A 23312-nucleotide genomic window follows, 5' to 3' on the forward strand; every position below is an offset into this window, starting at 1 on the left:
TAAGATTCTGCCAAACTTGCCCAACAAACGCGCATTAGCTCCCCGATTTCTGTCGGTTAGCACCGACCTGCATCCGTGTCAACTTAAGACTTTGTATGACTAGCGCCCAAAGTTTAGATCCCCCTAAATTCCCCATGGAACAAAAAGCGAAGCAACATCTGGTCTCCCCCATGGAACAAAAAGTGAAGCAACATCTGGTTTCCCCTTTTTTAAGGGGGACGGAAGGGGGATCTAAATGGGGGGTTAGGGGGGAGTTATTATTAAGTAAGGGTTTCAGCCTTAAGTTGACACGGATAGGCACTGTCGTGTCCCTATAGCTGAACCGATAGTCTAAAAACCCCCCTGCGTGGGAAACCCTCGACGCTGTAACACTTCCTGCGCCTCTCGCCCTGGCGTATAGTTGTAGCCAAACGCGCCACGTTCTGAGTCATCCAGAATCTGAGGCGTAAGCAACACAATCACCTCTTGACGCTGATTTTGCCGTTCTGTACTTCTAAACAGAGCGCCTAAAATCGGCAAATCACCTAAAATTGGCACTTTCCTGACAGTTGTGCGGTCTGATTCCTGAATAATCCCGGACAGTATTAGGGTTTGCCCATCTCGTAGGCGAATTTGTCCAGAGGTCAGTTCGCGCGTATTCAATAGTGCTATTTGGTTAGTATCGTCTCCAATTGAGAGGTTTTGAACACTGCCAATGGAAGTCACTTCAGGATTAACGGCTAAAGTAACAAAACCATTGTCATCAATCCTATCTACGATTAATTCAAGGATTAAACCGGCTTCCCGAATTTCTGCAGTTACCGTTCTAGTGGTAAGACCATCTGCTGATTCTGTCTCACTCCTAATATTACCGACAACTTCTTGAGTCAAATTAACTGTAGCTGTTTGTCCTTCTTGGACAACAATGGTTGGGTCTGTCAAGATTTTCGCGTTACCACTAGTAATTTGAGCTTGCAATTGGGCTAGGAAATCCTTGGGAAACTGGAACAAGGAGGGTAAAGCCGAGGTTATTTCTGCACGAGTCCCTCGTTCAAAGGTCGTAGTTTGAGTTGGAGGAGTTCCTGGAGTTCCTGGAGTTCCTGGAATAACTTGAAATGTACCATCTGGGAGTGGAATAATCTGAGGAGGAGTTGCTGGAACTGCTGGAGTTCCTGGAGTTATATTAGTCTGGATGACATTCGGTTCTGGGAGAGTAATTTCTGTAATTCCTCCAGTGAAGGGATCTGTTGAAATCCCAGACAGCCTGCGAAAAAATTGTGCATCCTCACCTTGCTCTCGATTAAACCGAAACTCAGGAGTTACAGCATCATTAAGAATCCTAAGGGTATCGATTCCAGTTCCTGGAATTGTTTGTGTAGTCTCGCCTGGAACCAAAAACGTATTGGCTCCAGCAAAGGGATTTGGAATAATTGTTTGAGCTGCAGCACTTGTTGTAGCTTCTAAATCAGTCGGGGGTCTGAATTCCCCATAATTAAAGACTGCAGCCCCCTGATCGACTACAAAAAAGCCATCGCCAATGCCGAAGGAGAAGCTCGTGTTGAAAGCATCAGTTCCCAAGAGGTTGATATCAACAATCTTGACATTAATTGCTACCTGACGCCGCCGCAAATCTAACTGGGTTAACAAAGCTGAGGCAATTTCAACTTGGCGCGGTTCGCCAATCAACGTGATGGAATTTAGGCGTTCATCTGTCGCTACTCCTAGACCAGTGAGTAATAAAGGACCTTCTCCGGGTTCTGCCTTGAGAGGTCTAATTTCTGTTGTTGTTTCTTCCAGCCTTCGACGATCTGCACCCTCTCCTTCAATCGTGATGGTTGTCCTCGTTACAATCCTTTGAGTTTCTGCCCCTTGTGCCCCCAGGAAGGCTGAAGCGTCAGCAACGTTAACCTGATTTAAACGAAGGGTGCGGCTAATCAGATTACGAGCCGCTTGGGGTAGTCGAGCACCGACAAATATTGTACGTCCCCGACGGTTTGCCTGGAGTCCAGAAAGTTGGAGAACGTAGTTAAACACATCTTGAACCGGTTCGTTTTCCAAATCCAAGGAAATCGTTTCCTGAGCCGCCGCCGCTGCCTCACCATCACCATCACCTGCTCCGGCAAAGGCAAGGTTCAATCCAGCAGAACGCGCCAAGAGTGCCAATACTTCTCGGATAGGGGCTTCTCGCAAGGATAGGCGGGGTACTACTGCTGCTGTTCCCAAGTCAATCTCGCTGGCGGCAGCATTCAGATTAGACACCGCAATATCTCCCACAGGTGGCGCAACGGCTCTCGGTAAGAATGGTGGTGCAGGGGATACAGGTTGCACTGTCCCCGCCGGTAAAGCCGGAACCCCATCAATGGTAATTTGAGGATCGGGAACTAATACATCAGGTGAAGGTGCTGGAACTACGGGAGTGGGTTGAGCTTGAGTGGGTTCAGGAGACTCCGGTGTCGGGGTTTGAGCCACAACTGGGGGTGAATTAGAACGCTGAGATTGGGATCGGCGAGTGGCGGGAGATGAGAAGTCTGAAGTGGAGCGAGTTGTCCCTGGATTGGCTAGAGTGGGAACGCTTGAGACTGATTCCCTCGGTGGCGGAGCAACCGGAATGGAAATGTTCTGTTGATTTTCTGGTACTGGATTAAGATTGAAATTCGCTGGAGTGGTAATCTCAGATTGAGCAGCAATATTACTCGAAGCGGCGTTAATTGTTTCTGTTCCCTGCATCCCTGCACTTCTGCTTCCTAGCTGGGGGATACTGGCATTTTCTCTAGTCCTGGTGCTATTTGATGCAGTAGAGGAGGGTAGTGTTGGTGGAGTAATTGACACTGACTCCCCAGAGGGCGAGGAAATCGGAATCGAAACGGCGGCTTGATTGCTGGGAGCAGGATTAATTCCTAGAGTAATTGCCTGAGATTCTTGCTGGAGAATTTGACCCTGAGGTGAATCTTCATCCCCACTCACCGTTACTCGAATGCTGTTGGGTTCGATTTGACTCACCGTAACAGCGGTAATACCAGCCATAGGGTTGTCTTGACGAAAGCTATTGCCTTCGGGCAAATTCAACCGAACATTGACAATATCCGCCACCCAATCCTTACCCCGGTTCACCGGGAAAACTTGGGGGCGCTGATCCCCTGCTTGGGTTTCTAGAATCAGCTCTAAACTACTACCCCTGGGATTGAGCCGAACGGCAGTAACTTCAGCCGTCGCCGCCCAGACGGGTTCGCTTATCGATAGGGAGACGGCAGTCGCGATCGCGATTCCACTGAACAGTTGCTCCTGTCTCACAATTCACTCCTCACTTATGACCTCTAAACCACCTTAATCATAATGATGTTGGGGATAAATTAATTAATCTGGGTTCAGAATTTCTTCACCCAGTTCCCAGACGCGCCATGGCGCGTCTCTACTCCCCAACTCCCTACTGAGCTTCTCCTTCAGCGGCGGCTGCCGCTGCCTGCTCTTGCTTTTGTTCCTCACTCAAGGGCATCAACACATCCAGTCTATAGCTTGTTGTCAGAGTCGGTGGAGCACCGGGAATGATTTCTTCATCTTTCTCTACAATCGGTGTCACCGTACCTTGGTCATCAACCAACAGCCCTTGCGGTGTGCTGATATCTGTCCTCAACTCTTTCACCACGACTAGGGTTTGTAGTCGCTCAATACTCCGTAAAATTGACTGGATTTGGTTAAAGCTTCCATCCGTCTCTAAATTAAAGCTTTGGCGTTTGAGTTTGCCGTTAACGGCTGCTCCCAGGGAACCATCGGTAACGATATTGCTTTCTTCTTCATTGACTTGGACAGGTTCATAACTCGTCAATGTTCCGTCTGCCTCTTTGATAAACCGATTCACATCTAGCAGCAAGGTATTTACCGATTGTTCATCAGCAAATAAACCTGTAACTGTTTGGTTTTGCTGCTTTACCTGAGCTAATTCCTGTTGTTTCTGTTGAATCTGCTGCTGAATTACTGCGCGATCTTGGAGTTGACCCTCTTTTTCTTGACGCTGCGTTTTCAACCCCTGATATTCTTGCCATACGGGCTGCACCACGTTCATCGCCAGATAAGCGGCTCCCAAAACGCCTAAGACAGCGAAGATAATTCCGGACACTTTTGGCGTGAAGGTAATCCCAAACGCCACCGGATAACTGGGTTCTTCCTCCTGCTCTTCAACGGGGATAAAATCTGGATCAGCATAAGTCATAGTTACATCACTCCGTAGTTGTCTCGGTTGGGCTGGGGCTGGGGCTTGGAGCTGCGCTAGGTGTCTCCGTTGCCTGATTTTGATCGATTTGCTGTAAGGCTTTGATCCGAGCCACTAATCCCACTGCTCCTTTGCGGTCAATTTCGCGCAATAGTTCAGAAGCGGGGACATTTGTCAAGCTCGTTTCAACGGTATAGCCTACCACTTTGGGCAACTCGTAGGTTATCTCAGCCACCGTCTCGCCGCCTTCCTTTTCCGGTACTTCTAACTTAGCGGGGTTCTCCTCCAGTTGAGCGCTAACGATATGAGTTTCTTCCTCTTGAAAGAAGGGAGATTGCTGTAGCGTCAGCAGAAAGTTGTTTACATCATCAAATGAACGCGCTAAACCAGAAATCTCCACGTTAATTGTGGGTAAGGGGGCGCTACCCTCAGTCCCTTCAGCCGCTTTGGTTTCGGTTTCCGTTTGTTCAATCGCTTGAATTTGGACTCCGGTGGGGACGCGATCGCGAATATCCTGTAGAATAGCTGACCAGGGCTTAATTTGATTAAAGACCGTTGCCAAGGCTTCGGTTTCTTGTCTCACCGCTTGGATTTGAGTATTCAGGTTATTAATTTTATTTTTTTCCGCTTGCAAGCTTTGCAGTTCGGCGTCGATTTCAGCAATTTCCTGGTTTAACTTGGCATTTTGCTGAGGTAACCACAAAAAACCGACTCCGGCGACTAACGCCAGCGGCAGTAACCCGACAATCACGCCTATAATCAGCGGCGTCATTTCCCCCATTTGAATCTGTTTTTTGGCTTTGGGGGACTCAGACCCTTTATCGGGTTGGCGATAATCGGGTCTATCTTTAAGAAAATTAATATCGAGACTATACATTAGGGTTAAACCTCCCGCAATCCTAATCCTAGTACCGTTCCCAATCCGGGTCGTTGTACTGGGGGAACATCTTGCTCCATCTCTAAGGATAGTGCCGCAATCGGATCAACCTGAGTGGTAGGCAAGCTTAATCGTTGGGTGAAAAATTCATCCAGTTGTCCAATTCCGCCACCAGGTCCAGCGAGGAGGAGTTGAGCCACTTCTAGATTTTCACTCTGATTTAAATAAAAGTCGATGGAACGACGCAATTCATCGGCGAGTTCACCTAAAACTCTCAGCAGTGCTGCCATTCCCGGATTAATTCCCGTGGCGCCTGTGCGAATGCCATCCACCGGAGTGTTGGGTATGGTCATTCCTTGCAAGAGTTCCGTATTTCTGGATGTCGGTAAATTCATCGCTCGCGACAAGGCACTCTGGAGTTGGAATGTGCCAATGGGAACGGTGCGGGAAAACTGGGGGACACCATCGACAATAATCGCAATTTCGGTACTATCAAATTCTATATCCACCAATACCGCCGCTTCTTGGGGCGCAAATTGTCGCAGTTGCTCGCGGATGGTGCGAATCAGGGCAAAACTATTGATTTCCAGGACATCCACCTTTAAACCCACCAGTTGGAAGGTATCCAGATAGGTGTCTGTCACCTCGCGGCGTGTTGCCACCAACAAGACTTGTACTTTTTCAATCCCATCTTCGTCCATGAAGAAGCCCAGTTTTTGGTAATCTAAATCCACTTCTTCGCGCGGATAGGGTAAGTATAGACCGGCTTCATGGTTTAGAACCATATCTCGCAGTTCAGTGTCATCGAGTTCAGCGGGAATCGGAATAATCCGAATCACCGCTTCCCGCATGGGGACAGCCGTGGCGACTTGCTCGACTTTGAGTTTATGTTCATCGAGAATTTCAGTCACAAGTTCAGCTAAACTGGCGGCATCGATAATCTTCCCTCCGTCAAACAAACCTTCGGGGACTTCATGGGTGTGAAGGCTCACCAGCTTGTAGCCCTGACCTTGCTTACGCAGTTGGGCGATACTAATACGTTCTGGTGCTAATTCTATCCCGATACCCTTTTTACCCTTAGAAAATAGATCTTGGAAACGGTTCAACATAGCTCAGGTGGGGACTGGTTTGACAATCCCCGCCCTATACGTGCGGGGATTCTTGGGCTGACCTTGCCTCCGGTTATCCGCTTCAACAAGTGAATTGGTTTACCTTTGGTCTTATCGAGCATACTTGAGTCTTTCAACTCACTCCTCAAGCTTATATTTCCGTGTGTCCCACGGTATTTTGATGTATCGAGATTTATCGAATTCTCGCTTTAACGTCTCTCAGTTTGCAAGATTTAGGCTTTATTCTTTGCTGCCAGGGCTCCGGATACAAGAGATAATAATCCGCTTTACCAACTTCGCTTTTTATGTGCGCTTTACCGCTATTATTAGTATACATGAATTCATCGATATATTAGGACATTTTTAAAGCCGTCCGACAAGGACGGGAAATCTAAACCCAAATCTCCAGTCAAAATTATAAGTCTAAACTGGCTTGAGTGTGGATTGTTTCTCCTGATTTGGCAACGGATACCCCATCTTAGCGTTGGCAAGGGAGTCACGCCGAATCATGGTTGACAGGTAACTTGTTGATGGTGAATAACCCAGGAGCTTGTCCGGTTTTAGCTGTAGGACACGGGACAAAGCCTATCGCCAAACTGTAAGACGTAGTAATAAGTAGGTAGGGACAGTTAAAGGCGGGCGGTGGTGATCGTCATTCGTCATTCGTCCTTTGTAAGAGTTTGAGGCGAGTTTTACATAACTTAATATAGTTGAGCTTATTTCCACCAACCTACTTAGAGGACGAAAGCAATCTACTACTACGCTGGTTTCTGGGTAGGAAGCCCGCGCTTCGGCTGCCCTCAGCGTCGGGTAGTTCACTAAGGATGATTAGGCGAGATCCTTCATCATTCCAGTGAAGGTATCCCAAAACTTCGGCGTCGGGATCTTCATAGAAGAAATCAATGTTGTTTCCATAGAGCGCAGAATTCTATTTCCGTAGTCGAATTAAGCCTTTATATAGCTTTTTTAAATGAAATCTGCATTTATTTTGAGGCAGGGAGGTGTCATCCTGCTGTCAGGTATAGGTATCAACAATCAAACATCAAGTCAGCGCGATCGCAGGCAGGTTCGATGCTCCACGGCAAGCACTGGTGATTCCCTCTGGCTGTAATCCTGCTCAAGTTCAAGGATTTAACTGTATCAATTTTTACAATGTTAGAGTTTGTGATTTTTGTTTAGATTTAAGATTGTGAGCAATCGCTAACATCTTAGATAATTATTCAGTGATTTTACTGAGGTAATCCACCAGCAGGATAAGCATCAAATTTAGATGACATACTCAATAGCGCCATACATCCCCTTGATCGGTTTGGGAGTCGGTATAGATACTTAGGAATAAAGACTGAGCCGATAGCTTAACAAATTTTAGTATTTTAGAGCAAACCTTCAGCGCTAAATGCCAGGTTTCTGGCAGCAAATCACTGGATTTTCGTATAGTAGATAACAAAAAGCCGACAATTTGCTCACGGCTAGTAAAGAATTGAAAAGCAAGGCGGCTGAAACCTTACGAACTAAGCCAATAAAGCGTAGTATGCGTTAGTAGTAGAGCAAATTATCCTGCGTAGCGTTCAATTCAAAAATTATGTCGATTACCAGTTCCTTATCCGACTTTTCAATACCAGAAATTTTCCAGTTTCTAGAGAAAGGACAGAAAACTGGAGTGTTGACGCTAGGAGCATTGCCAGAAGACCCCACACCACTCAACACAATTTATTACATTTGGGTTTACCAGGGACGTATTGTGGCGGCAGCAGATCAATTAGATCATCAAGGTTTAGTCAAATTGATTGCTGAACAGATGGGAGTGAGCCAGCGCGTAGTAACAAAACTTGTACAGCTATGTCCGACTGATAAACCCTTGGGGTTGAGCCTCAAACATCATGGAATCTTGTCAATCGAACATTTAAAGCAGCTTTTTCAGAATCAGGTATTGCAGCGAGTGTGTACGTTATTTGAACTCAAGGAAGGTCAGTTTAAATTTATCCCAAACGCTCCCATACCCACCAAAGAAATGACAGGATTGAGCATCTCAGCGACAGAAGCCACATTGAGAGGGTTGCGATTACTGAAAAATTGGGATAATCTCCATGATAAACTACCTGCCCCAAATTCAGGATTAGCTAGTATCATGGCGGGTAGTCCTGCTTATCGCTTGTATCCTTTAGAGGAGCAAGTATGGGAACGATCGCAAGGGACAGTTTCGTTGTCTGCGATCGCAAAAGAACTAAATGTTCCCGTTGAACAAGTGCAGCATGTCGCATTTACCCTGATGACTGTAGGTTTAGTTGAGGAAGTACCTCTGTTGGCTGGTATTTTGCCCACTCAAGAAATTGAGCCTTTACCCGCTCAGTTGTCTAAAGCGTCAGAGAAACAAGGGATTACGCCATCACTTTTGCAAAACTTAGTGGGTTTCTTGCGGAGTAAAGGAGGTAATCGTCAAGAGCGAAATTGGAATTATGTTTCCACGCATTCCTCCCCCACTTCATTACCATTTCTGAAACGAGAGAAAGAAACGATTCAATGCTAATCGCTTACTTGTCCGATTGAACATCAACGGCGGCAACGATTTGAGTGAAATAGTTGGAATACCACAGCCAGTAGTGATGCTCAATCATGGTTAATTGCTCCAATACAGTGTCTTTTCCATATTCTTTTGCCATATTTTCTTGCAGACAGAGCGGTAAGTGATATATTCTCTCCATGATCGATCATTTTCCAAATTTAATGAAATACGGTAACTGGACAAATTTTAACTCTCGCCAACCGATGATATTCTTCCATTGATGGGGGTTTAAATTTCCATTGAAATCCTTTAGACGGTGTTTCCACATTCAGAACAATTCCTTCCTGTCGATACAACCCATCTGAATCACCCCGATAGGTAGTAAACTTTTTTCTTCACTATTGCATATTCCACACCGAGCGAAGCCGAGGTGTTGCCTATTGCCTATTGCCTATTGCCTATTGCCTAGCGCTATAATTCATAATTCCGACTTCAGACGATACAATTGTTTACTAAGTAATCCCCATTAACGATTAAGACTCTTGCCTAGCTCCTCTGCTTATCTACTTATTGCTCACGGAAGCCGAGATCCACGTCCTCAGCGAGGACTAGAGGAATTGGCACAGTTACTCCAGAAGCAGTTAGCGAGTCAAGGTGAGGCAAGTCAAGCCTTGAGGATTCGCATCGGAACTGCCACGTTAGAACTAGCACCTCTATCCTTACATGAACAAATTTGTCAGTTTGCGACTCAAGCGATAAGAACTGGCTACCCGCAGATCCAAGCTTTGCCCTTATTTCTCTTACCGGGGGTACATGTGATGGAGGATATCCCGGAAGAAGTAGCGATCGCACAACAACGGTTAGGGGAAAAATTAACCATCAACCTGCAACCTCATATCGGAGTACATCCCCATTTAGGACAACTGCTGGTGAATCAACAGCCACCCCTAAATGCTCCGATTAAAATTCTAATCTCTCATGGCACACGTCGTCCTGGTGGTAACCAGCCAGTCGCCACCTTAGCCCAACAATTAGGCGCAATCGACGCTTATTGGTCAATCGAACCAACGCTCAGTCAACGAGTCGCTACTTTAGCGGAGGCTGGATATCAGCATATCGCCATTGTGCCTTATTTTTTGTTTGCTGGCGGAATTACAGACGCGATCGCACAATCTGTCCTTGATCTACAACAGCAATACCCTCAACTCCAACTTGAGTTCGGTGAACCCCTTGGCGCAACTCCCCAGTTAGCGGAGTTAATCCTAGATTTAACCAGACAGAGGGTGTAGTCCAGTTATATCTAGGGCTACGCAGATACGTGAGGGTGAATGCCACTGACTGGTATGCTGGTGGGCAGTTCCCTGTTCCCCGTTCCCTTTTGGGATCAGACTACACTTAAAATGACCCCAAACGGATGCTTTAGGGCGATAAGCCAGGTGCTAGGCTGCCATGATCGATCAGGTTTTCAATAATCGTTATCGTGTTGTCAGGATTTTAGGCTCAGGTGTCTCAGGATTAATTTACCTAGCCGCCGATACTCGCCACCCCGATTGCCCGGTTTGCGTGATTCGACAACTCAAGTTGCCCACAAAAAATCCTCAGGCACTTCGTCGGCTGCAATTTCTCTTGACTCATAAATCTGAAACCCTGGAACGGTTGGCACAAACTAACCAAAATCCAGAAATTGTCAACTATTTTGTCGAAAATAAAAAATTTTATCTAGTCGAAGAATTTGTTCCCGATCATCCCTTAAATACATTGAAGAAAAAATCCGGTCAACAGCCCAAGGATGATCAAGGGTTGATCCGGTTTCAAGAAATGCTAACCTTGGCAGCTAAACCCCCTGAACCCGAAGTAGAATCCCCCTTGATATCCACCTCGACCCAAACATCCATTGCTAATTCTGGCAATTGGGAAATATTTCCCGAAAAACCATTGCCGAAATCGGCTAATCAATCCAGACTGAAGCGATGGCGTTTGCCCATTTTGGTAGGCGGAATAAGTTTAGCCCTTGGGCTGGGATTAATGGGGCTGCTAAGCCAAAATCCAGACCGGATAAAAGCGCAAGAGTTTTTTGAACAGGGAGTGGAACACCTAAAAAGTGGTAATGTGCAGGGCGCGATTGAGGCGTTTGATGAATCAATTCAACTTAATCCTAACAACCCATTAGCCTATGGGAATCGGGGCATAGCTTACGATGATTTGGGAGCGCATCAAGCCGCTGTAGAAGACTACACTAAACTTATTGAGCTTGCTCCAAGTAATACAGATGCTTACTATCAGCGAGGACTAGCCCGTTACGATTTGGAAGATTGGCAAGGTGCTGTAGAAGACTTTACCGAATTAATTCAACGAAAGTCCAATGATGATCAAGCGTACTACCATCGAGGAATCGCCAACTACCAACTGAACCAGTATAAAGCCGCGATCGCCGATCTCGATCAAGCAATTCAGCTCAATCCCCAAAATGCCCAAGCTTACGCGGCACGAGGATTAGTGCTGAGTGCGATGGGTAATCAACAAGAAGCCATGGCAGATTATACGCAAGCCATTGAGTATAATCCCAATGATGCCAAGGCTTATTACAATCGAGGTAGAACCCGATTTCATTTGGCAGACTATAGGGGGGCTGTAGATGATTATACCCAAGCGATCGCGATTGACCCTACAGATAGTATGGCTTACACAAATCGCTGTCAGGCAAAGTTTAACCTAGGAAACTATCGAGACGCGATCGCAGATTGTACGGAGGCAATTACTCAGAATCCAAATAACCACATCGCTTACAACAATCGCTGTATTGCCCACTTAAATCTTAAAGACTATCAAAAAGCACTCAAAGATTGCAGCCAATCGATTCGCATTGAACCCAGTTATGAGAATGCTTACATTAATCGCGGGGAAATTCGGCGTAAGTTAGGCGATAACCAAGGAGCGCTCGAAGATTATACCCAAGCCATTCGACTCAATCCCAACAACAGCGTCGCCTACACCAATCGCGCTCGTGTCCGCCGAAAGTTTGGCGATAACTCTGGCGCTCTAGACGATTATACCAAAGCCATTCAACTTAATCCCAATAATGCCTTTGCTTACTCTGGTCGAGGATTAACCCATGCTGAACTAGGGAATACAATGGAAGCGATTAACGACTTCGAGCAAGCCTCTAAGCTGCATCTCGACAACGGCAGAATTGATCAATATAATGAAGCGCAGCTCCAACTTAAGACCTTGCGCTGAATAAGTTGTCATTTGTCATTTGTCATTTGTCATACTAGCTTTTCGAGAAACAAGCTACGTCATTCGCTGGACTCACATATAGGAGCTAGCTCACTTTCCTTGGTGTAGATCTCTGTTACATGTAACCAAAGTCTTCAAGGCAGAAAGGTCTAAGGAAAAAAACCTAAGTGAGAATAACACGTTGCATTCAAAGATATAACTTTCTCTCCCAGCTTCCCCAGCTTCCCCAGCTCCCCCAGCTTCCCCAGCTTCCCCAGCTTCCCCAGCTTCCCCAGCTTCCCCAGCTTCCCCAGCTTTTCCTACGGTGTATCCCCAAAAAATTGTCACATAATTACTGATCAATGACTTGAGCATAAGCCACCATAAAACTAGACCTTGAGGTTTAATGACCATCAACCATGAGTACCAAACGCTTGCCTATTGCTATATCGGGAATCCTTGCTACTGTGACTGCGATTGGTGCTACGACTCTCCACGCGATCGCACCAATTGACTGGCTGCATCTCCGGCTAGGCTCAACAGTGGCAGTGGCTCAAGATATTGATGAACAAATTAATATTCAGGTTTATCAACAAGCTAGTCCGGCAGTAGTTTCCATTGATACAGTAGAAGGTACAGGCAGTGGCAGTATTATTAGCGCCGATGGATTAGTCCTCACCAATGCTCATGTTGTCGCAGGTTCCCCGACGGTTACGGTAACGCTAGCGGATGGCAGACGCCTAAGCGCGGATGTGGTAGCGTTTGGGGATAATGGTCTAGACTTAGCGGTTCTCAAAATTCGCACTCCTAGCAATTTACCGACGATTTCTCTGGCTCCTCGTCCAGTCCAAGTTGGACAACGGGCATTTGCCATTGGCAATCCCTTTGGCAGGTTTCAAGGCACGTTTACCGTAGGAATTGTTAGCCGCATTGACCAACAACGGGGCTTAATTCAAACCGATGCTACGATTAATCCGGGAAACTCTGGTGGACCCCTACTGAACTCTCAAGGTGAATTAATTGGGGTAAATACAGCGATTTTGGGCAGTCCTAGCGGCGGGAATCTAGGAATTGGCTTTGCGATTAGCATTGATAGAATTCGCCCATTTCTGGCGGCTGTACGCAATGGACGTGCGCCCCAGACGGTGCAGCAGCCCAGCCCCTCTCCGACTCATCACCCTCCTCAACCCTTAGCCCTCAATGGTACAGTGATTCCCGGTCGGCTGGGTCAAGGAAGTCATGTTTTAGCGGACGATAACAGCTTTTTTGACATCTATGCCTTTGAAGGCAGAGCGGGTCAGCGGGTGCAAATTGATATGACCAGTGGGGAAATCGATTCTTATTTAATTTTGCTTGATCCCAATGGTAATGATTTAGCCCAAGATGATGATAGTGGTGGTGGCACCAATGCCCGATTATCTGTCACTTTACCCAGGGATGGAATCTATTTATTAATGGCAAACGCTTATGAAGCCGGACAAACCGGATCATACAATTTACGGGCGGTGGCGATTGGGGGGAATTCAGTGACGCACGATTCTCGTTGGTAGTCAGGGTGTCGGGTGTTGGGTTTCGGGTTTCGGGTGTGGGGAGATGGGGGTGTAGAGACGTAGCATGCTACGTCTCTACACTATCCTGTTCCCTGTTCCCTGTTCCCTAACAAAGGACAAATGACCAATGACAAATAACTAAATCAAACCCAACCAGCCGAATAAACCTTTACCTGTAATCAACTCGATCAGCAATAAAGCCACAAATGCGATCATGGCAAACCGTCCGTTGATTTGTTCGGCGTAAGGTGTCCACCCAAAAGCGGGTTCGGGTTGGTTGGGGGTTTCTGTTGTCGATTCTTCTGGGGTGGGTGTTTGAGATGTCATGATTTTGGTAAAATTTCTTCCTCTGGTGTCTCAGATTTCAAGGTTTGGACGGATTCAATCAGCGATCGCACTTGGGCGGTGTCTTCGGAGGCGTCAAATCCTAGGGGGAATTTACCACGGGCGAGCATCCGTAATCCGAGGGGACTTAAACTGAGCATTCCTTTAATATCTCGGAAGAAGTTCGCCACCACTTGGATACCAAATTTGCGCTCATCAACCCAACCTCCTTGTTTGACCAAATCAATTAAGACTTTGCGATGGCGGATTGAGCGGCTGGCTTGCTTGTCTTTGCGAGTCAGAATTTCTTGTTTAATTTTACCGATTTGATCCATGGGGGCGACATCCATTGGGCAAACGGCGTTACACATTAAACAGCGGGTACATCCCCACACCCCCTTAGTGCCTTGATTGTAGTTTTCCAGGCGACTTTCTATGGCGGTATCGCGAGAATCGGCGACTAGACGTTGGGCTTTGGCGAGGGCGTGAGGACCAACAAATGTGGGATCAACCTCGCGAGCATTACATTCTGAATAACAAGCGCCACACATGATACAATTACCATTCTGATCCAGGCGCGATCGCTCTTGGGGACTTTGTAAAAATTCCCGTTCTGGAATGGTTCGTCCGGCTGTGCTAACGTAGGGTTCAACCGCTTCTAAGTTGTCCCAAAAGCTCCGCATATCCACGACTAAATCCTTAATCACGGGCAAATTACCTAGGGGGGCAATTGTGATTTCCGGAATCTCTGGACGATGATGCTCAGGAATCTGCGCCAATTCATTGCCCACATTTTCTTTACAAGCCAGTGCGGAGCGACCATTGATCCGCATCGCACAGCTACCACAGATTGTGTTGCGACAATTCTTGCGAAACGCTAAGGTTCCATCCTGCTCCCACTTAATCCGATTCAGGCACTCCAGAATCGTGTTTCCTTCCTCCACATCTAACTTGTAAGTCTCGATAGTGGGGGAGGTATTTTGAGTCTGTCGAATGATTTTAAAGGCAACTTGCATAGTGATATGCTCTCTTTGTATCTCAACACCTATATGAAAATTACCACCTTCTCAGGAGTCACAACCTACCCATTGACCATCACCCCCTCATTTCCTGATCGCCCATAAATATAGATGAGAAATATTGCCAGAAGGCACTCGCTCAACTTGCCCGTGAGCATTTAGCCACGATATTTAGCAAACTGACTACAGTCTAAGACAATCGGCGGTCACTCAGCATTCATTCTTGGGAGTGTTGATTTTCTGCTGATAGATGCTCTCTCCCTTGTGTCTGGTCAAATTTTTCCCAGATGACCTGCCAAATCTCCAGATGGATCACTGATCTGAACATACTTCAGGTTCGATCTTTTGCCACAGAGTCCTATCTTGGTTAAAATTTTAACCTAAGAAGCGGCTTTGGCGTCTCCGAAAAATCCTTATGGCTCAAATTCCTAGAAATTTTAATAAATGATCAAAAAAATCTTGACCAAAACCAGAGATTTAACGATATATTTTTTATATAGCCAAATACACTTGGCAGCATACGACGTTTACCATCCTGAAAAATAAAGGATAGTCTGTGAAATTATGGCAGAGACCCAAGCTAATACATTAACGGGGAAAGCCTTACTTCAAAAAGTAAAAGAGCTTTCTCACTTGCCTCGGCGAGAAACAGCAAAACGCTGTGGCTATTACTCCGAAAGTAAAACAGGTCAGACCCGCGTCAACTTAACTGATTTTTATGATGCGGTGTTAGCGGCGAAAGGTGTTCCCTTAGATCCAGAGGGAGCAAAAGATGGTCGTGGTCGGGAACCGACATATCGCGTCAGCGTCCATAAAAATGGTCAGATTGTGATTGGCTCAACCTACACTCAGGAAATGGGATTAAAGCCCGGTGATGAGTTTGAAATTAAACTGGGCTACAAGCATATCCATCTCAAGCAGGTGGATCTGGATACATCTGAGGAGTCTGAAGAGGAATTAGAAGCCGCAGAGGTTTGAGGCAGTTCATGCTAAAAAGGATGGGTTATGCAAAGTATCCATCCTTGGCAGCATGAAAGTAGCCGCGTAAAAACTATAGCTCCTCACCGTTTGCCGATCTCGCTTATGGCTATTTTTGATCAGGCAGATAATCCGTGTATTATTTGGCTAATAAGTGCATCGGCGCTGGTAAAAGTCGCGGTTTTTTTTCTGGCTTGGTCTGCGTTGTGGTTGCCTTTAGCCATCGCGATCGCCACCCGACTGAAATGGCATCCTCCTAAGCCTTTGGCAGCACAGCAAAAGTTGCCATTCCTTGCTGTTCTTTACCTCATTGCCCCCCTGATTATCTGGGGGGCGACACAGATAGAAGATACATCGTTTCCCGACTATGGCTGGGACTGGACGACGCGGATTTTGATATCCTTAGTCGGGGGATTGGGCGTGGCAATTTTGAGTTTAGGAATCAGCTTTACGGGACAATGGCTAGTAGGCTGGGTGGATTGGCATGGAGAAAATTGGCAGCAATTGACCCGGATTGGATTGCCAATATGTGGAATAGGACTAGGGATTGGATTAATCGAGGAATTGGTGTTTCGCGGGTTCCTTCTGACGGAACTCCAAGAGGACTATTCTCTGGCAATAGCGGCGGTAATATCCAGTCTGATTTTTGCTCTATTACATCTGATTTGGGAACAGCAACAGACGCTCCCTCAAATTCCTGGATTGTGGCTAATGGGTATGGTATTAGTTTTAGCCCGGTGTGTAAATGGGGGGAGTTTAGGCTTAGCCTGGGGACTCCACGCGGGTTGGATTTGGGGATTAACCTGTCTTCAGGAAGCCAAACTGATTTCTTATACCAGAAAAGGACCAATATGGATAACGGGAATAGCAGATAATCCCTTAGCTGGGATATCTGGTATCTTGTGTTTACTCGGTGTTGCTGCGTTCCTGTGGGGAATTAGTCATTAGTCATTAGTCATTCGTCATTGGTCATTAGTCATTTGTCCTTTGTCATTCGTCATTTGTGATAATTGAACGGTGAGGTCGGGGCGGGTTTAGTTATATCAGGGTCAAAACGAAACGTTAGTGGTAAAACCCGCCCCTACAAAAGATGTTCCACCGGAGAAGTCTCTACAATTCTTCCCCATCTCCCCCATCTCCCCCATCTCCCTCTGCTTCCCCAGCTTCCCCAGCTCCCTCTGCTTCCCCAGCTTCCTCATCCCTCTTTCGCTGACCAACGTTTTTGCCAGTGGGAGGTGGGTTCGAGAGTAGAGGCTTGCTGCTCAATTTGCCGCCGTTGCAGAATAATCTCAGCCTGATCCGCAAGTTGAGGATCACGATAGGGAATCGCCGCACGGGTTTGTAAATGTTGACGCGATCGCTCGGAGAGAGGGGGTAGAGTGGAAGCGTCAAAACTTGCCACGGTTCCCGGTTGTCGTCCTCCCACAGGCGGTGTCGCACCAATCTGAAATCCAGCCGTTATTAAGCCGCTACGGACAGCAGCCGCACAGGAATAGGTTGCTAGTCTACCTGTTTTGGTGCAGCATTTAGCTAATTGGTGGAAAAATTCCACCGTCCATAATTGGGGACAGCGACGAGGAGAAAAGGGATCGAGAAAAATAGCATCAACTTGGAGGTTCGACTGAGACAATTGCTGGATGCTATTTCTGGCGTCGCCGAAATAAAGTTGCGCCTGAAGCTGATCCGTTTTAACTTCTGAGGTTGCCACCAGACACTCTAGGAGTTCGGGAATTGGGTGATTCCAGCCACTGAGAAAATGATGTGCGATCGCGCTTCGCGGTACAGTCGGGTCTAATTCCAGAGCGACTAATTCAACTCGACATCTGGGGTTAATTATCCAAATCGTTTCTAAAGCCGCCGCCGTATTGTAGCCTAAGCCATAGCATACATCCAGCAGACGCACAACCTGCTGTTGGGCTTTTTGTTTCAAGTGACAAGGTTCTACAAATTTTAATAACGCTTCCGTTTTTGCCCCTTGAGTGCTGTGGAAATATTCACCAAACGCTTCAGAAAAGAAGGTGAATGAGCCATCCGCTGTGGGTTGAGGGGTAAAGCTGGGGATCTTTGCCATGGTTCGTCTGAATAATATTCAAAATTCTACCTTCCCCATCGGGCAGGAGGCAGACGTGTTCTCAGTCCTAACCATTGTGGCGGTTGCTTTATCTCTCACATCCCTCACATCCCTCACATCCCTCCCCATTTCCATGACTTTTTGTTCCGCTTCAAATGACTACAACTCTTGTCATAGCGTCATTATAGGACTTGAGATTTTAGCATTGCGTTGAAACATAAGACAGTTTAAGGCTTGTACTTGCCCCTTGACAAACCTCATTCAAAGGGGGTATAACAGAAATAGCTCACAAGAATGAGCAAAACGAACAAACCGATCTATGGTCAGGGTGTCAGAAAACAACACCAATGAAATTTGAGGAAGAATTCGATGAGAGTCCAAATTTTGACCCTAAATAACGTTCAAATCTTGGGTGATATGGCAGTTTCTGCCCTTCCTAACAGCTATCGTTCTAGACTCTCCGATATGCTCAATAATTCTCGAAATTTCATTGTGTTGACGGATGTAGAAATCCACCAACCGGGACAGCCGCTCACGCAAATGTCCTCTCTGTGCATCAACAAGCCTGCGATCGCTTTTTTATGTGAGGCAGAGATGTCACCCACTTCATCTCATACTGGGAAAACTGATTCTGTCTCAGCAGGTGCAGCCTGACGACTATGGCGAACTTACTCCAACGTTTAGAGGAAATACATTATGAAAACGATAACCACTAAAATCAAACAGGCAATTTGGGCAGTTCCCTTCTGTCTCACTGTCCTCTCACCGCTTTCCGCCCACGCCTTAACCGTTGAAGAGGTTCCTAATCCGCAACAAAGGAATGGCACTTGGGTAACAGATATGGCAGATATTCTCAGTCAGGATACGGAACGCCAACTCAATCAAATGATTTCCGAGTTGGAAATTGAAAATGGCACAGAAATTGCAGTGGTGACTGTACCTGAAACCTCTCCCGCCGCCTCACCCAAAGCGTTTACCACCGAGTTGTTCAATCACTGGGGGATTGGCAAAGCGGATGAAGACAACGGTGTACTGTTTTTGATTTCCATAGGCGATCGCCGCGTCGAGATTGAAACCGGATATGGTATCGAACCAATTTTACCTGATGCCCAGGTAGGTCAGATTATCGAAACTAAAATTACTCCACCCTTTAAGCAAGGTGACTTTGATACGGGTACATTAGCCGGAACCAAAGCATTAGTTGTTCAATTAGGCGATGACGTCAATACAACCGATACTATCCAAACGAATAGAAAAACGACCAACAGTACGACGGCTGTATCTTCATCTCAATTATCTAGTGAAGAAACCTTTTCTAGAGGGACGTTGCAATCATTACTTCTATTTATAGGAGTACCTGTGGGCATCATTGTCCTACTCGCTGCTAATCGCAAGAGTAACCGTTCTTCCAAGCGTCGTTCTTCTAGTGGCGGTGTCAGTGTTGGTTCCAGTAGTTGCGGTAGTTGCAGTGGCGGTTCTAGTAGTGGCGGTGGTTCCAGTGGTGGTGGCGGTGCTGGCGGTGGTTTCTAATCTTATGTTCGCTTGGATCATTACAGGTTTTGACTACCTCATCATTACAGGTTTTGACTGCCTCAAGTAGATAGCAGATGCTTGCTAAATGTGTGAAACATTATTTCTCAAATTGACCTTTTGCAGAGAACTAAGGAGTTAACAGTGAATAACAGACAAATAACTCAGCTTCAAAAAATTACAGCTTTCCCTCATAACCTCATCAACATCAACAGTTTATCGGAGATTAAAACCATGAAACCTTTGGCACGTCAACTCAAACAGATGATTTGGACAGTTCCAGTTTGTCTAACCCTTTTCTCGCCTTTGGCTGCTCAAGCCCTAACCGTTGAAAAAGGCACATTCGACGAAACACAAGCAGTCGTTACTGAAACGAGTTCTGTAGTCGCGAGTAATACCACATCTCCTGAAGACAGTATTTATAAGTCGTCTAACGAAGCTGTGCTAGCAATACTCATACTATTGGGTATACCTGTTGGAGTGCTGATTCTAGCCCTAAATAGCGATAGCAGTTCTAGCAGTTCTAGCAGTTCTAGCAGTTATCGTTCTGGTAGTAGTCGTTCTTCGAGTAGTGGCTACAGTGGTTACAGTGGTGGCGGCTTTGGCGGCGGTTCTACTGGTGGCGGCGGTTGCAGTGGCGGTGGTTCCAGTGGTGGCGGCTTTGGCGGCGGTTCTAGTGGTGGTGGCGGTTGCGGTGGTGGTTTCTAAACGGAATCAATATTGGTTCGTAGTTGCCCCAAGCGTGCCATAAGTCAAGCGCTGACTACAAATTCTTGAGTCTAAGACACACTCCCTTAGCTGGGTTTGTAGTGGCGCTGTCTTTACCATCAGCGATCGCATCACGTTCTACCAACTCTTAAGTTAGTTAATCGACACTATCACGTTGTAAAGAGATATTACAACAATCAACCTCTCGCATAAAAGCCAAGACTCAATAGCGAGTAAGAGACAGACGACGCAGATTCAAGAATTTACAGCGTCCTCACATAACCCAATCAACATCAAGTTTTTTCGGAGATTGAAATCATGAAATCTTTTGCCCCTAAACTCAAACAGATACTTTGGACAGTTCCATTTTGCCTCACAATTTTCTCACCCCTAGCGGCACAAGGCTTAACAGTTAAAAACGTTACCAGTTCGCAACCAGTCAATAGCGGTTTGGCGACAGAAATAGCAGCGATTGTTAGTGAAGACACCGAAAAACCAAGCAATCCGATTAATTCCGATTTGCCGACGGCTAAAATGAATACTGGAGTCGCTAGTCATACTACGTCTTTAGAGTCCCAATCTAAGATCTATAAATCCTCTGGAGAAGCTTTACTGGCATTACTCGTACTATTAGGTGTGCCAACGGTCGTGATTTTTCTAGTCGCCAATAGTAATGGCAGTTCTTCGAGTCGTCGTTCTTCAAGGCGTCGTTCTTCGAGTAGTAGTCACACGGGAGGTGTTTACACGGGCAGTAACTACAGTGGTGGTGACTATGGTGGCGGTGGCTACAGTGGTGGTGGCGATTCCGGTGGTGGTAGTTTTGGTGGTGGTGACAGTGGCGGTGGTGGCGCTGGCGGTGATTTCTAAGCAGCCTTCCTTGAGTGCGATCGCCCCTTATTGATAATCCTAAACACCCGTAGCCTGGACTGTAGGGGCGACCCGCTTGCACTCATTCAACACTCCATTTCATTCAATGTTTATTAGAGGTTATCATGGACAACATACAGAGTGAAATTCGTCCGAGCAACTTTTTCCAGACGCCTAAAGTTGCTCGTATCATCGCAACTAATTCCCAGTCTTCGATTCAGGTATCTCAGGCTAATATGTCCACCTGGATAGGATTTATAGTGTTATTGTTACTCGTGGGACTACCAATTGTCATAATTTACCAGTCTACACGTCAATCAAGGGGTAAGCGTTCCCACAGCCGTTTTTGCAAGAATGGGAACCGTTCTTATTCGAGTGGCGGTAGTGACTGGCAAAGTGATAGTAGCTGGGATAACAGTAGTTCTAGCAGTGCTATTTGGTATAGCAGTAGTGATGATTGCAGTAGCAGTAGCGATAGTAATGATAGCAGTAGTAGTGGCGATAGTTACAGTAGCGATAGTAGCAGTAGTAGTGATTTTGGCGGGGGTGATAGTGGCGGCGGCGGTGCAGGCGGAGATTGGTAATTGTTATTTGTCTTTCCCAGAGAATGCTTCTGGGTAGGCTCTGTGTCCTCGTGCATTATAACTTGTGTTTAATTGGAGAATTAAACCATGAAAGTTTCCAAACTTCAACGCCTAGTTGTGGCAAGTCTATTTTGTCTAGCAATTTGGCTATTTCCTTATCTGAGTTATGCGTTAAATATACAAGATGTCCCCAATCCGCAACAGGTCAATGGCACTTGGGTAACGGATATGGCAAATATCCTCAGTGATTCGACAGAAACTCAACTTAATCAAATGATTTCTGAGTTAGAAGCCCAAAATGGGACAGAAATCGCTGTAGTTACTGTGCCAGAAACAGCACCATCTGTTTCGCCCAAAGCGTTTACAACAGATTTGTTTAATTATTGGGGAATTGGCAAAGCAGATGAAGATAATGGTGTACTATTTTTGGTTTCAGTCGGTGATCGTCGTGTTGAAGTTGAAACGGGTTATGGAATTGAGCCAATTTTACCAGATGCAAAGGTTGGACACATTATTGAAGATAAGATTACACCCCGATTCAAACAAGGTGACTTTGATGGTGGTGTATTAGCGGGTACGAAAGCACTGGTAAATGCTTTGCAGGGTAAAAACACTCATTCTTTTTCAGCCAATCCTACTGATATATCCCTAGCTGAGATATCCCTAAGTGCTACTCATCGTGGCAGGATTGCGTTAATGGGTGTGGTCGGTATACTATTGTCCTGGATAGGATATCGTCAGTTCAAGAAAATCAGTAATCCAATTTATCTTACACCGACAGGGCGATCGCGAGTACAACAAGGATATACACCTGAACGTAAAGCTTATATTTTCGCTTATCTGGTCACGTTTTCTGCTACTTTTGCTCTGGTCCTATTTTCTGTCGCGATTACCCCTCTAGCAAATATTGGAGTCTTCATTGGAATAATTGTCACCTCTTTAGCTATTGGATGTAAGCTATTAAAACTGGCAATTAATAAGCTTCATTCGCGCTACAAGACTACTAATCGATCAACAATCATTATCTTCATTATATTCGCAATAGTAACAGGTTTCTGGTCGGTTATTCTAGGGATTCTGATTTTAATTCCTTTTATTCCTCTTTTCTTCGTATTTTTTGTCCAGAGTATTATAGGTTATTTAATGGGATACTTATTTGGACAAGTGGGGGTTATTATCAGTTCAGCATTATTTTCAGGAGCAATTATTGCTATTCCTCTTTCTCACCGATTCATGGAACGATACTATTCTGATCCGTCTTTGCGGTGTAACTCTTGTCATTTGTTCCTGAGAAAAGTCAAGTCAAGTTTAGTTGCATCTCAGCTCACCAAACCGGAGAAAGTTGCTCAAGAGTTGGGTAGTGTTAGATTTGAAGGTTGGCACTGTCGTCACTGTAGCCAAAAAATGCTTTTACGGTTAATTCATATCCGGGCTTATGTTTTAGATTCTCAATCTTATCAAAGATGTCCTCACTGTCAAGAATTAACCGTAACTCGTAGAGAAGCAATGATGCCATATAGCTTAAGTCAACGTTTCATTATTGACGAGTGCAAATGTTGTGATTATTCCCAAGAAAAGGCAGTAATAATCCGTTCAAGTCGTAGTTCTAGTGGCAGTTCAAGTAGTAGCCGTTCTTCCAGTAGTAGCTACAGTGGCAGTTATGGTAGTTACAGTGGCAGCACAGGTTCCAGTGGGAGTAGCGGTAGCAGCGGTTCTAGTGGTAGCTTCGGTGGTGGTTCCAGTGGTGGTGGTGGTGCTGGAGGGAGTTGGTAATTTCTTTAAATTCCATG

General features: G+C 46.0%; 21 protein-coding genes. 12 read left to right on the top strand and 9 right to left on the bottom strand.

The features are described from left to right. Positions 1-330 precede the first annotated feature (330 nt). The 4 genes from MC7420_RS13620 to pilM all read right to left on the bottom strand — a co-directional run bounded on the left by MC7420_RS13620 (position 331) and on the right by pilM (position 6172). Positions 331-3270, bottom strand: coding sequence for a type IV pilus secretin family protein (locus MC7420_RS13620; RefSeq protein ID WP_006101107.1), 2940 nt, complete (start codon positions 3268-3270; stop codon positions 331-333). Positions 3271-3403: 133 nt separating this feature from the next. Beyond that, positions 3404-4186 (bottom strand): hypothetical protein, encoded by a 783-nt coding sequence (locus MC7420_RS13625; RefSeq protein ID WP_006101186.1) that lies wholly within the window; start codon positions 4184-4186, stop codon positions 3404-3406. Between the two features lie 7 nt (positions 4187-4193). Continuing rightward, complete coding sequence (locus MC7420_RS13630) at positions 4194-5063, bottom strand: PilN domain-containing protein (protein ID WP_006101168.1); 870 nt, start codon at positions 5061-5063, stop codon at positions 4194-4196. Between the two features lie 5 nt (positions 5064-5068). Then, a complete protein-coding gene (gene pilM, locus MC7420_RS13635) occupies positions 5069-6172 on the bottom strand; it encodes a type IV pilus assembly protein PilM (RefSeq protein ID WP_006101109.1) in 1104 nt (367 codons plus the stop codon). A 1582-nt stretch (positions 6173-7754) separates the two neighbouring features. Here pilM and MC7420_RS13640 point away from each other — a divergent pair. Beyond that, positions 7755-8699 (top strand): DUF4388 domain-containing protein, encoded by a 945-nt coding sequence (locus tag MC7420_RS13640; protein ID WP_006101150.1) that lies wholly within the window; start codon positions 7755-7757, stop codon positions 8697-8699. A gap of 4 nt (positions 8700-8703) precedes the next feature. Here MC7420_RS13640 and MC7420_RS39695 read toward each other — a convergent pair whose 3' ends face one another. Further along, complete coding sequence (locus tag MC7420_RS39695; protein WP_157453171.1) at positions 8704-8874, bottom strand: hypothetical protein; 171 nt, start codon at positions 8872-8874, stop codon at positions 8704-8706. A gap of 343 nt (positions 8875-9217) precedes the next feature. On the opposite strand from MC7420_RS39695, the gene MC7420_RS13645 reads away from it, so the two are divergent. Together MC7420_RS13645 and MC7420_RS13650 are read left to right on the top strand one after the other, a co-directional pair. Then, positions 9218-9964, top strand: a complete 747-nt coding sequence (locus MC7420_RS13645; protein WP_006101144.1) for a sirohydrochlorin chelatase — start codon at positions 9218-9220, stop codon at positions 9962-9964. A 160-nt stretch (positions 9965-10124) separates the two neighbouring features. Beyond that, positions 10125-11912, top strand: coding sequence for a tetratricopeptide repeat protein (locus MC7420_RS13650; protein WP_006101233.1), 1788 nt, complete (start codon positions 10125-10127; stop codon positions 11910-11912). Between the two features lie 90 nt (positions 11913-12002). Here MC7420_RS13650 and MC7420_RS13655 read toward each other — a convergent pair whose 3' ends face one another. Continuing rightward, the gene (locus MC7420_RS13655) at positions 12003-12305 is read right to left on the bottom strand and encodes a hypothetical protein (protein ID WP_044207167.1); all 303 of its coding nucleotides are present in this window, start codon (positions 12303-12305) and stop codon (positions 12003-12005) included. A gap of 5 nt (positions 12306-12310) precedes the next feature. On the opposite strand from MC7420_RS13655, the gene MC7420_RS13660 reads away from it, so the two are divergent. After that, entirely contained in the window at positions 12311-13441 is a 1131-nt protein-coding gene (locus MC7420_RS13660; RefSeq protein WP_006101031.1) for a trypsin-like peptidase domain-containing protein, read from the top strand. A 138-nt stretch (positions 13442-13579) separates the two neighbouring features. Here MC7420_RS13660 and MC7420_RS13665 read toward each other — a convergent pair whose 3' ends face one another. Together MC7420_RS13665 and MC7420_RS13670 are read right to left on the bottom strand one after the other, a co-directional pair. Then, entirely contained in the window at positions 13580-13768 is a 189-nt protein-coding gene (locus tag MC7420_RS13665) for a chlorophyll a/b-binding protein (protein ID WP_006101126.1), read from the bottom strand. Then, entirely contained in the window at positions 13765-14781 is a 1017-nt protein-coding gene (locus MC7420_RS13670; RefSeq protein ID WP_044207168.1) for a succinate dehydrogenase/fumarate reductase iron-sulfur subunit, read from the bottom strand. The genes MC7420_RS13665 and MC7420_RS13670 overlap by 4 nt, the downstream gene beginning before the upstream one ends. A 567-nt stretch (positions 14782-15348) precedes the next feature. Here MC7420_RS13670 and MC7420_RS13675 point away from each other — a divergent pair. After that, a complete protein-coding gene (locus MC7420_RS13675) occupies positions 15349-15762 on the top strand; it encodes an AbrB family transcriptional regulator (RefSeq protein ID WP_006101064.1) in 414 nt (137 codons plus the stop codon). 105 nt (positions 15763-15867) lie between these two features. Then, positions 15868-16710 carry a CPBP family intramembrane glutamic endopeptidase gene (locus tag MC7420_RS13680; protein WP_006101224.1) on the top strand — a complete coding sequence of 281 codons (843 nt, stop codon included), beginning with the start codon at positions 15868-15870 and terminating at the stop codon, positions 16708-16710. A 247-nt stretch (positions 16711-16957) separates the two neighbouring features. On the opposite strand, the gene MC7420_RS13685 is transcribed toward MC7420_RS13680, so the two are convergent. Beyond that, entirely contained in the window at positions 16958-17833 is an 876-nt protein-coding gene (locus tag MC7420_RS13685) for a tRNA (5-methylaminomethyl-2-thiouridine)(34)-methyltransferase MnmD (RefSeq protein WP_006101121.1), read from the bottom strand. Positions 17834-18202: 369 nt separating this feature from the next. On the opposite strand from MC7420_RS13685, the gene MC7420_RS13690 reads away from it, so the two are divergent. From MC7420_RS13690 to MC7420_RS39720, 6 genes are all read left to right on the top strand, one after another. Further along, on the top strand, positions 18203-18487 hold the full coding sequence (locus MC7420_RS13690) for a DUF6812 domain-containing protein (RefSeq protein WP_006101142.1): 285 nt from the start codon (positions 18203-18205) through the stop codon (positions 18485-18487). Positions 18488-18529: 42 nt separating this feature from the next. After that, complete coding sequence (locus tag MC7420_RS36175; RefSeq protein WP_006101270.1) at positions 18530-19363, top strand: TPM domain-containing protein; 834 nt, start codon at positions 18530-18532, stop codon at positions 19361-19363. A gap of 234 nt (positions 19364-19597) precedes the next feature. After that, entirely contained in the window at positions 19598-20071 is a 474-nt protein-coding gene (locus MC7420_RS39705) for a hypothetical protein (protein ID WP_157453173.1), read from the top strand. 318 nt (positions 20072-20389) lie between these two features. Then, a complete protein-coding gene (locus MC7420_RS41470) occupies positions 20390-20938 on the top strand; it encodes a hypothetical protein (protein WP_044207169.1) in 549 nt (182 codons plus the stop codon). 125 nt (positions 20939-21063) lie between these two features. Next, complete coding sequence (locus MC7420_RS41475; RefSeq protein WP_198016458.1) at positions 21064-21522, top strand: hypothetical protein; 459 nt, start codon at positions 21064-21066, stop codon at positions 21520-21522. 87 nt (positions 21523-21609) lie between these two features. Continuing rightward, complete coding sequence (locus tag MC7420_RS39720; protein WP_006101241.1) at positions 21610-23295, top strand: TPM domain-containing protein; 1686 nt, start codon at positions 21610-21612, stop codon at positions 23293-23295. Positions 23296-23312: the final 17 nt, after the last annotated feature.

The organism is Coleofasciculus chthonoplastes PCC 7420 (assembly GCF_000155555.1).
Lineage (GTDB): Bacteria > Cyanobacteriota > Cyanobacteriia > Cyanobacteriales > Coleofasciculaceae > Coleofasciculus > Coleofasciculus chthonoplastes_A.

Coding starts and splice junctions, on each gene's coding strand:
- MC7420_RS13690 (WP_006101142.1), top strand. CDS start 18,203: ATGAGAGTCCAAATTTTGACCCTAAATAACGTTCAAATCTTGGGTGAT.
- MC7420_RS13675 (WP_006101064.1), top strand. CDS start 15,349: ATGGCAGAGACCCAAGCTAATACATTAACGGGGAAAGCCTTACTTCAA.
- MC7420_RS41475 (WP_198016458.1), top strand. CDS start 21,064: ATGGACAACATACAGAGTGAAATTCGTCCGAGCAACTTTTTCCAGACG.
- MC7420_RS13660 (WP_006101031.1), top strand. CDS start 12,311: ATGAGTACCAAACGCTTGCCTATTGCTATATCGGGAATCCTTGCTACT.
- MC7420_RS13685 (WP_006101121.1), bottom strand. CDS start 17,833: ATGGCAAAGATCCCCAGCTTTACCCCTCAACCCACAGCGGATGGCTCA.
- MC7420_RS13640 (WP_006101150.1), top strand. CDS start 7,755: ATGTCGATTACCAGTTCCTTATCCGACTTTTCAATACCAGAAATTTTC.
- MC7420_RS13665 (WP_006101126.1), bottom strand. CDS start 13,768: ATGACATCTCAAACACCCACCCCAGAAGAATCGACAACAGAAACCCCC.
- pilM (WP_006101109.1), bottom strand. CDS start 6,172: ATGTTGAACCGTTTCCAAGATCTATTTTCTAAGGGTAAAAAGGGTATC.
- MC7420_RS13670 (WP_044207168.1), bottom strand. CDS start 14,781: ATGCAAGTTGCCTTTAAAATCATTCGACAGACTCAAAATACCTCCCCC.
- MC7420_RS13680 (WP_006101224.1), top strand. CDS start 15,868: ATGGCTATTTTTGATCAGGCAGATAATCCGTGTATTATTTGGCTAATA.
- MC7420_RS13630 (WP_006101168.1), bottom strand. CDS start 5,063: ATGTATAGTCTCGATATTAATTTTCTTAAAGATAGACCCGATTATCGC.
- MC7420_RS13655 (WP_044207167.1), bottom strand. CDS start 12,305: ATGGTCATTAAACCTCAAGGTCTAGTTTTATGGTGGCTTATGCTCAAG.
- MC7420_RS39720 (WP_006101241.1), top strand. CDS start 21,610: ATGAAAGTTTCCAAACTTCAACGCCTAGTTGTGGCAAGTCTATTTTGT.
- MC7420_RS13625 (WP_006101186.1), bottom strand. CDS start 4,186: ATGACTTATGCTGATCCAGATTTTATCCCCGTTGAAGAGCAGGAGGAA.
- MC7420_RS36175 (WP_006101270.1), top strand. CDS start 18,530: ATGAAAACGATAACCACTAAAATCAAACAGGCAATTTGGGCAGTTCCC.
- MC7420_RS39705 (WP_157453173.1), top strand. CDS start 19,598: ATGAAACCTTTGGCACGTCAACTCAAACAGATGATTTGGACAGTTCCA.
- MC7420_RS39695 (WP_157453171.1), bottom strand. CDS start 8,874: ATGGAGAGAATATATCACTTACCGCTCTGTCTGCAAGAAAATATGGCA.
- MC7420_RS41470 (WP_044207169.1), top strand. CDS start 20,390: ATGAAATCTTTTGCCCCTAAACTCAAACAGATACTTTGGACAGTTCCA.
- MC7420_RS13650 (WP_006101233.1), top strand. CDS start 10,125: ATGATCGATCAGGTTTTCAATAATCGTTATCGTGTTGTCAGGATTTTA.